The following is a 12,952-nucleotide window of genomic DNA, read 5'->3' on the forward strand; positions in this document are numbered from 1 at the left end:
GCTCCTCGGTGACTCGGCGTTCGGCACGGGGCGGAAGGCGGGCCGTGCTCGCTCGGAGCCTCACGGTAAGGAAGCGGGAGGGAGCCCGCCACCGTGGAATGACCGATGGGCGCCTGTGCTCCTCGTCCCTGTGGGCCCGGGACGGATGACGTAGACGGAGACGACGCCGGCCGGCGGATGACCGCGCGGCGCGGCCGGGGACAAGCCGATGGCGGCAAGAGCGCGTTCACGGGCCGGCGGCTCGCGACGAATGACGTAGGCCCGGCGCGACGGAAGCGGCTGCGGATGCCGTCATCGGCCGCATCCACGACGGTGGTTGCTCTTCTAGCGTCGAGCACAACGCGCGGTGGACGCCCCGGTCGCCGGCTGCGTGGGGGACGCCGCGCAGGAGACGCCGACGGCGCCCGTCGGGGGCGCACGAGGAGGACACATGCTGGATGGCAGGGTTGCCGTGGTCACCGGATCGGGCCGCGGCCTGGGCCGGTCCTATGCCCGGGCGCTGGCCGCCGCGGGGGCGTCGGTCGTGGTCAACGACCTTGACGGAGACGTTGCCGAGGAGACGGTCCGGTCGATCGTCGACGCCGGCGGGTCCGCGGTCGCCGAAATCGGCGCGGTGGGCGGCTCGGAAATGGCGGAAGCGTTGGTCGCACGGGCCGTGCACGAGTTCGGCCGGCTGGATGTGATGGTGACCAACGCGGGTGCGCTGCGGGACAAAACGCTGCGCAACACCACGGATGAGGACTTCGACCTGGTCGTCCGCAGCCATCTGCGAGGGACCTTCACCTGCGGCCGCGCCGCGGTGGCACGCTTCCGCGAGCAGGGCGACGGCGGCCGGCTCGTCCTCGTCGGGTCGCCGGCGGGGCAGCGCGCGAGCTTCGGCCAGACCGCCTACTCGGCGTCCAAGGGCGCGATCGTGGCGATGATGCGGACCTGGGCCGTCGAGAACGCCAAGATCGGCGTGACCGTCAACGCGATCGTGCCGACGGCCCTGACCCGGATGGTGGCCACGGTCCCGGGACTCGCGGAGCTGGTAGAGCAGGCCGACCGTGGCGAACCCGTTCCGGAACACGTGCGCCGGCTCGGTCTCGGTACGCCCGACGACGTCGCCCCGGTGATCGTCTACCTGGCCTCGGCCGACTCGGCCCACGTCACCGGCCAGGCCATCGCGGCCGGTGGCGACCGGATCGCCCTGTGGACCCACCCTGCGGAGGTGGCTGAGCGGCTGCACGGCGGTGGCTGGACATCCGCCGGCGTCGCCGAGGCCTTCGCCGGCCCGCTCAAGGGCGAGCTTGAGGACTACCTGCCCACCCCGCTCGACTTCGGAGGTAACTGACGTGCCATGCGTCGCACACGGCATCGAGGGCGTGCGGGCCCTCCCCATCGGTGAGGTGCTCGGACAGAGCGACCTCTACGAGATCACGCAGGAGGCCGTCGACAAGTTCGCCGACGCCACCGGCGATTACCAGTGGATCCACGTCGACGCGGAGCGGGCGAAAGACGGGCCGTTCGGCGGGACGATCGCCCACGGCTACCTCACCCTCTCCCTCGTGCCGCGGCTCCTGCCGGAGATCCTGGAGATCACCGGCTTCGCACTGGTCGTGAACTACGGCTGCGAAAGGGTGCGCTTCCCGTCGCCCGTCCCCGTGGGCGGCAAGGTGCGTGCCACCGCTGTCCTCGACGAGGTCAGCGAGGTCAGGGGCGGCCTTCAGCTCTCCATCACCATGACGATCACGGTCGAGGGCGCTGCCAAGCCCGCCTGCGTCGTCACCTTCCTGACCCGTCAGCTGGTCTGAGACCTGCCAGAACCGTGCCGGGGCCCCATCGGGGTCCCGGCACCGTGGCATGCACGGCCGTCGTGCGCACCCGCAGGGGCAGCCGGTCCGCATGGGGACGAGCGGTGCCGGCCCCCCCAACGGGGGAGACCGGCACCGCGGCAGCTGATACGGCTCAGACGGAGGCGGCGGTGCGCCATCCCTGCTGGTAGGTCTCGCGGGCCATCGCCGCGTAGGGGGCCGGGCTCACGATGGCGCGGACCGCGAACTGCTGGTGCGGCTGCACGGTGGTCTTCTCCGAGCCGCCGTTCGGCTCGCCCCAGATGACCTTGACCTCGGCGCCCAGCGGGACATCGGGGTTGACCGTGGCCAGTGACAGCGCCTTGCGCTCGTTGGGGCTGTAGCCGGTGAACACCGACAGACCGACGACATTGCCGTCGGCGTCCTGCACCGCGTCGAAGTTGGACGAACCGTAGTTGGCGTTGGGCAGGTCGAAGAACTGATAGCCGGGGCCTTCGGGATCGACCGGAGAGGCGAGGAGCCTGGCGACGTCGTCGGCGTTCCAGGCGAGGGTGACCTTGCGGCGCTGGGTGCTCGGGTCGATGGCCTCGAGCGCGCTGCGGCCCACGAAGTCGTGGTCGAACTTGACGAATCCGCCGTAGCCGAGCTCCCACGGGTTGAGGTAATAGTCCTCGATGTTGCCGGAGACGAAGCTGCCGGCGAGCGCGTTGAGCGCCTCGTAGCTGTCGGCGCCGAGCCACTGGCGGTACGGACGCAGTTCCTCCGAGGTGTAGATCGCGGGCAGCGGCGAGGGGATCCAGCCGGACTCGAACGTGTTGCAGGAGTAGGCCCGGCATCCGGCCGGCTCCAGCCCGAATTCCCGTCCGGCCTCAAGGATGGCGTCGCGGACCTTGTCGTACGTCCCGTACGGGCCCCAGATCTCCAGTCCGGGCGCTCCGGCCATGCCGTGGCGCAGAGTCCGAATGCGCTCACCGGCGATGTTCAGGTAGCCCATCTTGAAGAACTTGACCTGCTCGACAGGGCCGCCGTTGACCTTCTCGATCACGTCCCAGGCGCGCGGCCCCTGAATCTGGAACCGCCAGACATCACGGGTGACCTGCTTGCCGTAGGGACGCGACGGGGAGCGGTCGTCGTATCGGATGTCGACGTGGTAGCCCCGCTCCGCGGTGAACGTCAGCCAGTTGGCGACGGGAGCCCGCCCGACGAAGACGAACTCCTCCTCGGCGAGCCGGAACAGGATGCCGTCGCCGATCACCCCGCCCTCGGGGGAGACCGGGACGAACTGCTTGGCCGAGTCGACCGGGAACTTCGCGGTGCTGTTGATGCCGGTGTCGGTGAACAGCTTCAGGGCGTCGGGGCCGGACACCCACAGGTTGACCATGTGGTGCGACTGGTCGAACAGCACCGCGGTCTCCTGCCAGGCGGTCGCCTCCCGGCGGAAGTTGCTGAACTCGGCCGGCACGACTGGGTAGATGTAGGCCCCGAGCCGAGAGTTCCGGAGCAGTTCCACGGTGTTTCCTGCCTGGTCCAACACGTCCTGAAGGTTTTTGGCGGTCATGGGGCTACCCGTTCTGAAGTGGCGGTTGTTCCGTCGTTCGACGCTAGGGAGTGATCCGCTGCGTCGGCAGCGAGAAATGGCGCAAGTGGCACCGTCAGGACGGCCGGTGCCCGCGGGTCATTTGACGTAGGCGGGCCGCGGTACGTCATTTGTCCCGCACCGCCTTCGCCGGCTCGCCGCCTGGAAGTCGCGACAACTGTGCAATGGACGGCGGGGACGAGCGCTCTACCGTCGGAGCAGACCGCCGGCGGCATGTCGCGCGGCCCGAGCCAGGGAGTACACCACATGACGAGCCGGAGCAGGCCGGACCTGCCGGGGACGTACGTTTTCGACGGTCCGACGAGCCGCCGAGGGCACCACATGAACAAGCTGTTCATGTCCCTCCGGCACGGGAACGCCCGTCGGGAATTCCGCGCAGACGAAGCCGCGTACTGCCGGAAGTTCGGACTCTCCGCGGAGCAGACCACTGCGACTCTCGGCCGTGACTGGCAGGCCATGCTCGACCTCGGCGGGAGCATCTTCTACATCTACAAGCTCGCCATGATGGACGGGCTGTCCTTGCAGTACCTCGGCGGTGTCTTCACCGGGATGTCCGAGGCGGAGTTCAAGGCCGCGATGCTGGCGGGAGGGCGTACCGATGTCTGAGGTGATCTGGGGTCTGGCGACGTCGCATGTGCCGTCCATCGGTGCGGCGATGGACCGGGGCCTGACCGCGGAGCCGGTGTGGGGGCCGCTGTTCGAGGGGTACCAGCCGGCGAGGGAGTGGCTAGCGGAGCACACACCGGATGTCGCGATCCTCGTTTACAACGATCACGCCAACGCGGTCGACCTCGACATCGTCCCGACATTCGCCATCGGCACCGCAGAGACGTACCGGGTGGCCGACGAGGGCTTCGGCCGCCGCCCGGTCCCGGACGTCGTCGGAGATCCCGAGTTCTCCTTTCACCTTGTGCAGAAGCTGATGGACGAGGGCTTCGACCTGACGGTCTTCTCGGAGCTCGACGTCGACCACGGCTTCACGGTGCCCCTGTCGGTCTGGACGCCGGAGCCCGGCGACGCCTGGCCGTGTCCGGTCATCCCGCTCATGGTCAACGTCATCCGATACCCGCAGCCGACCGCGGCGCGCTGCTACGCGCTCGGCAAGGCCCTCGGTCGCGCCATCGCCGGCTACGGCGGCGCGAGGACGGTCGGCATCCTCGGCACCGGTGGCATGTCGCACCAACTCGCAGGCGCACGGGCCGGGTTCATCAACCCCACCTTCGACCACATGTTTCTCGAAGCGATCGAGAAGGACCCGGAGAAGCTGGCCGCGCTGAGCCGGGAGGACTACATCCGCCAGGCCGGCTCGGAGGGTATCGAGCTCATCATGTGGCTGGTCATGCGCGGAGCGCTGAACGCCGAGGTCCGCAAGGTCCATTCGGCCTACCACGTGCCCGCATCCAACACCGCGGCCGGTCTCGCGCTCTTCGACAACCGGACCGCACGGCCGACCTGATCGGTCCGACACCCCCAAGCATGAAGGAAGCCGGCCGATGACCATGGAAAGTCCTGAGCGGCTGCGGGGCACCGCCGGAGAAGGGCACGTCCCCACCGAACGATGCCGAGTGATGGGGGTCGTCAACGTCACCCCCGATTCGTTCTCCGACGGCGGTCTGTACTCCACGACGGATGCGGCGGTGACACACGGGCTTGCGCTCCGGGACGCCGGCGCCGACTACGTCGATGTCGGCGGGGAGTCCACTCGCCCGGGAGCCGGCCGCGTGGATGCCGCGGAGGAACTGCGACGGGTGATTCCCGTCGTGCGTGAACTGGCGGCGGCCAAGGTGCCGGTCAGCATCGACACCACGCGGGCCGCGGTCGCCGAGGCAGCCGTGGCCGCGGGTGCGGTACTGGTCAACGATGTCAGCGGCGGCCTGGCCGACCCCGCCATGGCCCGGATCGTGGCGGCCGCCGGGGTGCCGTGGGTGCTCAACCACTCAAGGGGACCGAGCCGGGACATGTACGCGACGGCCGGGTACGACGACATCGTGCGCGAGGTCGCGGCTGAGCTGCTCCTGCGGGTGGACGATGCCGTCGAGGCCGGAGTTCCCCCGGACCGGCTGATTCTCGATCCGGGGCTCGGCTTCGCAAAGCGGGGCGCGCAGAACTGGGTCCTGCTCGCCCACCTCGACGATCTGCTCCGTCTGGGCTTCCCGGTGCTCGTCGGTGCGTCCAGGAAGCGTTTTCTGAGCGAAGCCCTGTACGGCGACGGACCCCGCCGGCCTGTGCCGGGCCGGGACGCCGCGACGCTCGCCACGAGCGTGGTCGCTGCCCGGGCCGGCGCATGGGGGGTCCGCGTGCATGATGTGGCAGCCTCCGCCGACGCGGTCCGTGTGGTCTCCGTCCTGTGTCAGGCCCGGCCGGCCGGCAGCGAACGTGCCTGACCGGCTGTGGCGACGTGGTCCGTGACCAGCACGGCGGTCCGGGGCGTACGTCATGCGAGTCCCCTGTGCTCGGGTGGACCGGCGAGCAGGGCGCCGCCGGACAGGACCGTCGCGGGCCGCCACCCGCGCAGGGAGCTGACCAGGGCTATCCCCTCGGCTCGGAACAAGTCGGCCGGACGGAGAGTCCGTTCGCGCAGGCAGCCCGTCTCGACCAGCCGTCCGCGTTCGACTCCGGGGAGACAGCCGCCGCCGAGCGGGGGAGTCCACCAGACGCCGTCGAGCCGGACGGCGAGGCTGGCCGTGCACGCCTCGGTGAGCTCACCCCGTTCATTGACCAGCAGCACGTCGTCGGCCTGCGGATGACGCGCGAGCCGGGAGGTGTAGGGCTGCCGCCGGCTCGTCTTGTGGTGTGGCCAGCACTGCGTCGAGTCCACGGGCTCCGCATCGAGGGCGAGCCGGACCGGGTGGCGGTCCGCGGCGGGCAGTTCCGCGACATCGACGGCCACACCGCCCTCGCGGAACAGCATCAGCCGCACCCGCGCGTCCCCTTCTCCGGCGAGGCGTGCGGCCACTGCTTCGCGCACCGCCGCCGCGTCGAAGGCGAAGCCGAAGTAGGCAGCCGAGTCCGCGGCGCGGGCGAGATGCCTGTCGAACGAGCGTGGCCCGCTGCCGGCCCGGTGGCGGAGTGTCTCGATCAGATGGAACTCCTCCGGGCGGGCCCCGAGCACGCGGGCCTTCGCCAACAGTTCGCGGTACTCCGCAGCAGGTTCGGAGCCCCAGGTGATGCCGCCTCCCGTTCCGTAACCAGCGACGCCGGTCCCACGGTCGAGCAGCAAGGTGCGGATCGCCACGGAGAAACGGGCCGAGAAGCGCGCACCGGGCCGGTCCGGCGGTGCGACGACGCCGATCGCCCCGCAGTAGACCCCGCGCGGGCCGTCCTCGACCTCGGCGATGAGGTCCATGGTCCGCGCCTTCGGTGCCCCGGTGACCGATCCGCACGGGAACAGGGCACGGAAGACATCGGTCAGCCCGACGTCAGCGCCCAGTTCAGCGGTGACGTCGGAGGTGAGCTGGTGGACGGTCTCATAGCGCTCGGCGCGCACCAGAGACGGCACCGTCACCGAGCCCGGCACGGCGATGCGGGCGAGGTCGTTCCGGACGAGGTCGACGATCATGACGTTCTCGGCCCGTTCCTTGGGGCTCGACAGCAGCCGTTCCACGACGTCGGCGTCCTCACCGGTGGTCCGTCCCCGGGCGGCGGTTCCCTTCATCGGGCGCATCAGAATCCGGGTGCCTCGGGTCTCGAAGAACAGCTCGGGACTCGCGCCGGCCACCACGAAGCGGCCGGTGTCCAGATAGGCGTTGTACGCACCACGCTGCCCCAGCGCGAGGCTCCGGTACAGCTGCACCGGCTCGCCCCGTACGGGGCCGGTCAGCCGGGTCGTCAGGTTGCACTGGTAGGTCTCGCCCGCCGCGATGCGGTCCTTGACCACCTGAACGGCACGCGCATGCGTGGGCTCGTCCCACTCCGGCTGCCACGGTCCGGCCAGGGCAGCCGGCCCGGCCTCGTGGCCCACGGCCGGAACGTTCCGCGGGGCCTTTGTGATGCCGAACCAGGCGAGCGGCAGGCCCTCGACGGGTTCGCGCACGGCAAGCCCCGCATCCAGGCCCGGCGCGGCCTCGTAGGCGACGAATCCGAAGGCCCACCGACCCGCTGCCGCCAGGCGCCCGACGGCGTCGAGCACCTCGATGACTTCTCCTGGGCGCACCGCGACCAGTTCCTGCTCGACCGGTCCGAAGAGCTGGGCGGTGCCCGAGACCAGGTCGTCGAACCGGGCCCACGGGCCGGGGACGTGTCGCATCGGGCCGCCTTCCACCGTCGGGATCCGCCTTCTCACAAGGCCGGATACGGCGTCGCCGCGCCTTCGATGCTGCTTGATCCGCAGCCGCACCGGATCGGCGTATCGCGCAGGGGCCCCCGGTCCTCCGTCGGCATCGGACAGAGTCATCTGTCGTGGTCGGGCCCCCGGGTGCGCGACTACGTCACTTGTCCTGCTGGGGGCGCGACGCTCGCCGAGCCCATGTCCGGTCATCCGGGTGATCTCTGATCAAGGCCGTGTTCCTAGCGTCGTAGTAGGCCCGGAGCCAAGCCCGGCGACGCTGTCACAGCGGCCTCGCGGGCGGTGCGCCCCGACCCACACCACCCCGAGGAAAGGTACTTCTGCATCATGACTGCTGAGAGTCTGGCGGCGGCCCTCGCCCGCGTCGGGAATCCGGTCGAGTTGCTGCGCCACACCGCCGCGCGCGCCCACACCTTCCCCGTCACACCGGAGTTCACCAACTGGCGCTCCGAACAGCGTGCCTGGGCGGAGTCCTGCGCGCTCCTCGACCAGTCGCACCACATGACCGACCTGTTCCTCAAGGGCCCCGGTGCGCTGAAGCTGCTCAGTGACCTGGGCGTGAACAGCTTCGCCCGTTTCGGGGTGAACAAGGCCAAGCAGTTCGTGGCAGTGAACCCGGACGGCCAGCTGATCGGCGACGCGATCCTGTTCCACCTGGAGGAGGAGCTGTTCGACCTCGTCGGGCACCCGATGGTGATCGACTGGGTGCAGTTCCACGTCGAGCGCGGGGACTACGAGGTCACGGCCGAGCGCGACGAGAACTCCGCCGTCCGGCCCTCCGGCCCGCCGAAGTTCTACCGCTACGAACTCCAGGGCCCGACCGCCGTGGCGGTCCTCGAACAGGCCACCGGACAGCCGCTGCCGCAGACCAAGTTCTTCCACATGGCTGACTTCTCCCTCGCCGGCCGCACCGTCCGCGGCCTGCGCCACGGCATGGCCGGCCAACCGGGCTTCGAGCTGTTCGGGCCCTGGGAGGAAGGCGAGGCCGTCCTTGAGGCCCTGCTGGAGGCCGGGAAGGACCACGGGCTCGTCCGCGCGGGAGCGAAGGCGTACTCGAACGCCAATCTCGAATCGGGCTGGGTGCCGGCGCCGATTCCCGCGGTCTTCGGAGACGACCCGCTGCTCAAGGAGTACCGGGAGTGGCTGCCGGTCGGCGCCGTCGGTGCCATCGGCGGCAGCCTGGACTCGGACGACATCGCCGACTACTACCTCACCCCCTACGACATCGGCTACGACCGCAACGTCAAGTTCGACCACGACTTCATCGGCCGCGCGGCGCTTGAGGAACTCGCCGGGAATCCGCCGCGTACCAAGGTCACCCTCGTCTGGAACACCGACGACGTCACCGCCGCGATGGGCTCGCTGCTCGGCGAGGGCCCGGGAGCCAAGTACATCGACCTTCCCAAGGCTCGCTACGCGCTGCATCAGGAGGACAAGGTCCTGCTGAACGGCGAGCAGATCGGCATCTCACTGGACTGCGGCTACCTCGCCAACGAGCGGGCCATGGTCTCCCTGGCCACCCTCGCCAAGGAGCACGCCACGCCCGGGACCGCGGTCACCGTCGTCTGGGGCGAGCAGCCGAACTCGACGAAGCCGCAGGTCGAAGAGCACATGCTCTGGGAGATCCGGGCCACCGTCGCCCCCGCCCCCTTCGTCCAGTTCGCTCGCACCAACTACCGGGGCAAGTGACATGACGCTGGCAACGGAGAAGGGCACCCTCCCGCGGAACGCCAAGGCGGGCCTGGCCCACGCGCTGCGCACCGCCACCTACGAGGTCCTGCCCTTCAAGAGCGCCGAGGAGAAGGTTCTCGCCCACGTGCCCACGGACGTGGCGCTCACGGTGACGACCACCGAGGCGAAGGGACTGGGCCCGACCATCGCCCTGGCCGCCTCGCTGACACAGCAGGGGTATCACGTCGCGCCCCATATCGCCGCTCGGCTGGTGCGCGACCAGGCGCACCTGGTGGACATCGTGCAGCAGTTGAGCGACAGCGGTATCGACCGTCTCTTCTGCATCGGCGGCGACGCCGCCGAGCCGGCCGGGGACTTCCCGGATGCGCTGAGTCTGCTCCAGGGATTCCAGGCCGCCGGTCATTCCTTCTCGTGGGTCGGTGTCGGTGGCTACCCCGAGGGGCACGGCCTCATCGGTGACGCACTGATCGAGCAGGCCCTGAAGGACAAGGCGCCCTATGCCACCCAGGCCATCACCCAGCTCTGCTTCGATGCCGACACCACCGTCCAATGGGCCCGCTCGGTGCACTCGCGCGGCATCACACTGCCGATCCGGGTCGGTATTCCCGGGGCCATCAGCCGGCAGAAGCTGATCCGGGTGTCGGCGAGTCTCGGGCTCGGACAGTCCGCACGGTTCCTGAAGAAGCAACAGAACATGTTCTGGCGCTTCTTCCTGCCCGGCGGCTACAGCCCGAACAAGCTGATCGAGAAGCTGATACCGGCGTTCGCACAAGGCGACAACAACCTCCAAGGCTTCCACGTGTTCACCTTCAACGACCTGGACAGCACCGAAGCCTGGCGCCAGGCCTGGCTCGCCCGTCTTTCCTGACAGCACGCCGCTGCCCGGCGTTCCCCTCGTCCCATGGGCCGGCCGTGTCACCGCAGCGCCGCACCGGCCGGCCCATGGGCTTCCACCCCGAGGAGTTGCACCACCCATGAGTGCCCAGGTGATCGACGGGCGTGCCTGCGCCCGCGAGCTCAAAGAGAACCTGTCGGCGGACGTGTCCGGTCTGCGGGAGGACGGACTCACCATCGGTCTGGCCACGATCCTCGTCGGCGACGAGTACGGCTCAGCGGCCTACGAACGCCGGCTGCGCCGTCTCGCCGAAGAACTCGGCGTGCCCTACCAGCCGCATCCACTGCCCGCCGGCACTTCCCAGAACGACCTGATCGCCCTGGTCGAGCGGCTGAACGGCGACCCCGCGGTGTCCGGCATCCTCGTCCTGCGCCCCCTCCCGGCACATATCGACGAGGCCGCGGTGTTCCGGGCGATCGACCCCCGCAAGGACATCGAGGCCGTACACCCGGAGAACGCGGGGCTGCTCGCCCTCGGCGTGCCCCGCTTCGTCCCCTCCACCGCAGCCTCGATGTTCCATCTGCTCGACACCTGGCTGGACTCGGTGGGCGAAGACCGTGCCGACTTCTACCACCGCGCGCTGATCGTCGTCGTCGGCCGCTCCAACAATGTGGGCAAGCCGGCGATTTCCCTGGGCTACGAGCGGCAGGCCGCCGTCGAGTCCATCGACGAGTGGGCCGACCGGACGACCGGGATCGGGCGTCATACGCGTGCGGCCGACGTTCTGATCGTCGCCGCCGGCAAGGCCGGGCTGATCAAGGCGGAGCACGTCAACGAGAAGGCGGTGGTGATCGATGTCGGGATCAACCCCCGGACCGGCGCCGACGGACGGGTGCACATGGTCGGCGACGTCGACCACGCCTCCGTCGCACCGCGGGTGAGAGCGCTCACCCCGGTCCCTGGAGGCGTGGGCCCCGTGACCGATGTGTGGCTGCTGCGCAACACCGTGCACGCCGCCCGGTTCCTCGCCGGCCGTCCGGCCCCCGACGACGCGCGCGCCCTGCCCGAACCGACCGACTCGCTCCTGGAGGCGTCATGAATCCGCCCGCCGGCGCCCAGCACGGCGTCCTGCTGCTCTCCTGCCCGGATGCCCCGGGCATCGTCCATGCGGTCACCGAGCTGCTGGTGCAGGAGAAGTGCACCATCGTGCAGAGCCAGCAGTTCGGCAGTACCACCAGCGAAACCTTCTTCATGCGGGTGGAGTTCGCGCACATCGACGGCTCGCCGCTGGACTTCGACGCGATCGGCCTCGGGGTCCGGGTTCTCGCCGACAGGTTCGACATGACCTGGCAACTGGCCGACACCGCACGGCGTGTGCGCACGGTCATCATGGTGAGCAGGTTCGCCCACTGCCTCAACGACCTGCTCTTCCGCAACTCCATCGGTGAGCTGAACCTCGACATCGTCGCCGTCGTGTCCAACCACCCCGACCTCGGCCGTATCGCCGACGGCTACGGCGTGCCGTTCCGGCACATCCCCCTGGCCAAGGACACCAAACCGCAGGCCGAGGCCGCCCTACTGGACCTGATCCGGGAGGAGCGGGTCGACCTCGTCGTCCTGGCCCGCTATATGCAGATTCTCTCCGACGGCCTGTGCAGGGAGCTGGAAGGCCGGGCCATCAACATCCACCACTCGATACTGCCGAGCTTCAAGGGCGCCAAGCCCTACCACCAGGCCCACGCGCGCGGCGTCAAGTTCATCGGGGCGACCGCGCACTACGTCACTGCCGACCTGGACGAGGGGCCGATCATCGAGCAGGAACACCTCCGCGTCGACCACTCGCTCAGCCCCGACCAGCTCGCTGCCCGCGGCCGCGAGGCGGAGAGCCGAGCACTGGCACGCGCCGTCCGCTGGCACAGCGAGAACCGGATCGCGGTCATCGGCAACCGGGCCGTCGTCTTCCCATGACCGCCCACGACACCGAAACCGGAGACCTCGCACGGCAGCCGATCCGGCAGTTCCTCGACGACCTCGCCTCCCGGACCCCCGCGCCGGGAGGCGGGGCCACTGCTGCCCTGCACGCGGCACAGGCCGCGGCGCTGCTCACCATGGTCGCCCGGTACACGACGGGCGAGAAGTACGCCGATTCAGCAGAACTCGTCGCCCGCCTCATCGAAGGAGCGGAGGCGGAACGCGCTGCCGCGCTGCGGCTCGCCGCCGAAGACGCAGCGGCGTTCACCGCGGTGACCCAGGCGTACGGACTGCCGCGTGCCACGCCACAGGACAAGGAACGACGGTCCGCGGCGATCGCCGCCGCGCTCGCGGCAGCCGCGGGCCCGCCGGCCGAGGTGATCCGGGTCGCGCACTCGCTGATGACGCTTGCCGAGACCCTCTTGCCGGTGGCGAACCGTAACGTCATCACCGACGTTGCCGCGGCCGGCGAGGCGGCACGGGCCGCCGCCACCACGGCCCGGCTCAATGTCGAGATCAACCTCGGTGGCATCCGCGACGCGAAGACCCACTCCGGCCTTCTTGACGTGCTTGAGCAGGTCGAGCCACTCATCCGCCGTGCCGCCGAGGTGGAGCGCTCAGTGCGCTCGGACCTGGCAGTGAAGCCCGCGCCGTCACGTCCGAAGTCCCGGACAACGCCATGACGGTCGGCCCGGGCCCCGGCCCCCCGCCCCCCCCCCCCCCCCCCCCAACCCCCCCCCCCCCCCCATGCACCCCCACCGCCACCAACACCAAAAAAA

12 protein-coding genes are annotated in these 12,952 nt (G+C 69.9%); 10 read left to right on the forward strand and 2 right to left on the reverse strand.

What is annotated here, in order from left to right; genetic code table 11:
• Positions 1–430 precede the first annotated feature (430 nt).
• Together ACFW5B_RS29210 and ACFW5B_RS29215 are read left to right on the forward strand one after the other, a co-directional pair.
• Complete coding sequence (locus ACFW5B_RS29210; RefSeq protein WP_386445916.1) at positions 431–1,333, forward strand: SDR family NAD(P)-dependent oxidoreductase; 903 nt, start codon at positions 431–433, stop codon at positions 1,331–1,333.
• Between the two features lies 1 nt (position 1,334).
• The gene (locus tag ACFW5B_RS29215; protein WP_386445919.1) at positions 1,335–1,793 is read left to right on the forward strand and encodes a MaoC family dehydratase; all 459 of its coding nucleotides are present in this window, start codon (positions 1,335–1,337) and stop codon (positions 1,791–1,793) included.
• Between the two features lie 154 nt (positions 1,794–1,947).
• Here ACFW5B_RS29215 and ACFW5B_RS29220 read toward each other — a convergent pair whose 3' ends face one another.
• Positions 1,948–3,303, reverse strand: coding sequence for an aminomethyl transferase family protein (locus tag ACFW5B_RS29220; protein ID WP_386445922.1), 1,356 nt, complete (start codon positions 3,301–3,303; stop codon positions 1,948–1,950).
• A 408-nt stretch (positions 3,304–3,711) separates the two neighbouring features.
• Here ACFW5B_RS29220 and ACFW5B_RS29225 point away from each other — a divergent pair, with 408 nt between their 5' ends.
• From ACFW5B_RS29225 to folP, 3 genes are read left to right on the forward strand one after another with little or no spacing between them, the layout of a single operon-like run.
• On the forward strand, positions 3,712–3,996 hold the full coding sequence (locus ACFW5B_RS29225; protein WP_386445925.1) for a protocatechuate 3,4-dioxygenase: 285 nt from the start codon (positions 3,712–3,714) through the stop codon (positions 3,994–3,996).
• Positions 3,989–4,846, forward strand: coding sequence for a class III extradiol dioxygenase subunit beta (locus ACFW5B_RS29230; protein WP_386445928.1), 858 nt, complete (start codon positions 3,989–3,991; stop codon positions 4,844–4,846). Before ACFW5B_RS29225 ends, ACFW5B_RS29230 begins: the two co-directional genes overlap by 8 nt.
• A gap of 37 nt (positions 4,847–4,883) precedes the next feature.
• A complete protein-coding gene (gene folP, locus ACFW5B_RS29235) occupies positions 4,884–5,774 on the forward strand; it encodes a dihydropteroate synthase (RefSeq protein WP_386445931.1) in 891 nt (296 codons plus the stop codon).
• Positions 5,775–5,824: 50 nt separating this feature from the next.
• On the opposite strand, the gene pabB is transcribed toward folP, so the two are convergent.
• A complete protein-coding gene (pabB, locus tag ACFW5B_RS29240) occupies positions 5,825–7,636 on the reverse strand; it encodes an aminodeoxychorismate synthase component I (protein ID WP_386445934.1) in 1,812 nt (603 codons plus the stop codon).
• Positions 7,637–8,002: 366 nt separating this feature from the next.
• On the opposite strand from pabB, the gene ACFW5B_RS29245 reads away from it, so the two are divergent.
• From ACFW5B_RS29245 to ACFW5B_RS29265, 5 genes are all read left to right on the forward strand, one after another.
• A complete protein-coding gene (locus ACFW5B_RS29245) occupies positions 8,003–9,364 on the forward strand; it encodes an aminomethyl transferase family protein (protein WP_386445937.1) in 1,362 nt (453 codons plus the stop codon).
• 1 nt (position 9,365) lies between these two features.
• Entirely contained in the window at positions 9,366–10,235 is an 870-nt protein-coding gene (locus ACFW5B_RS29250; RefSeq protein ID WP_386445940.1) for a methylenetetrahydrofolate reductase, read from the forward strand.
• Between the two features lie 106 nt (positions 10,236–10,341).
• A complete protein-coding gene (locus ACFW5B_RS29255; RefSeq protein ID WP_386445943.1) occupies positions 10,342–11,301 on the forward strand; it encodes a bifunctional 5,10-methylenetetrahydrofolate dehydrogenase/5,10-methenyltetrahydrofolate cyclohydrolase in 960 nt (319 codons plus the stop codon).
• Positions 11,298–12,170, forward strand: coding sequence for a formyltetrahydrofolate deformylase (purU, locus tag ACFW5B_RS29260; protein ID WP_386445946.1), 873 nt, complete (start codon positions 11,298–11,300; stop codon positions 12,168–12,170). The genes ACFW5B_RS29255 and purU overlap by 4 nt, the downstream gene beginning before the upstream one ends.
• Positions 12,167–12,856, forward strand: coding sequence for a cyclodeaminase/cyclohydrolase family protein (locus tag ACFW5B_RS29265; RefSeq protein WP_386445949.1), 690 nt, complete (start codon positions 12,167–12,169; stop codon positions 12,854–12,856). Before purU ends, ACFW5B_RS29265 begins: the two co-directional genes overlap by 4 nt.
• Positions 12,857–12,952 lie beyond the last annotated feature (96 nt).

The sequence above is a fragment of the Streptomyces sp. NPDC058773 genome (assembly GCF_042746015.1).
Lineage (GTDB): Bacteria > Actinomycetota > Actinomycetes > Streptomycetales > Streptomycetaceae > Streptomyces.

Bases quoted from the DNA above. Each gene is read 5' to 3' on its own strand.
- folP (WP_386445931.1), top strand. From the start codon at position 4,884: ATGACCATGGAAAGTCCTGAGCGGCTGCGGGGCACCGCCGGAGAAGGG.
- pabB (WP_386445934.1), bottom strand. From the start codon at position 7,636: ATGCGACACGTCCCCGGCCCGTGGGCCCGGTTCGACGACCTGGTCTCG.
- ACFW5B_RS29225 (WP_386445925.1), top strand. From the start codon at position 3,712: ATGAACAAGCTGTTCATGTCCCTCCGGCACGGGAACGCCCGTCGGGAA.
- ACFW5B_RS29265 (WP_386445949.1), top strand. From the start codon at position 12,167: ATGACCGCCCACGACACCGAAACCGGAGACCTCGCACGGCAGCCGATC.
- ACFW5B_RS29245 (WP_386445937.1), top strand. From the start codon at position 8,003: ATGACTGCTGAGAGTCTGGCGGCGGCCCTCGCCCGCGTCGGGAATCCG.
- ACFW5B_RS29255 (WP_386445943.1), top strand. From the start codon at position 10,342: ATGAGTGCCCAGGTGATCGACGGGCGTGCCTGCGCCCGCGAGCTCAAA.
- ACFW5B_RS29210 (WP_386445916.1), top strand. From the start codon at position 431: ATGCTGGATGGCAGGGTTGCCGTGGTCACCGGATCGGGCCGCGGCCTG.
- purU (WP_386445946.1), top strand. From the start codon at position 11,298: ATGAATCCGCCCGCCGGCGCCCAGCACGGCGTCCTGCTGCTCTCCTGC.
- ACFW5B_RS29250 (WP_386445940.1), top strand. From the start codon at position 9,366: ATGACGCTGGCAACGGAGAAGGGCACCCTCCCGCGGAACGCCAAGGCG.
- ACFW5B_RS29230 (WP_386445928.1), top strand. From the start codon at position 3,989: ATGTCTGAGGTGATCTGGGGTCTGGCGACGTCGCATGTGCCGTCCATC.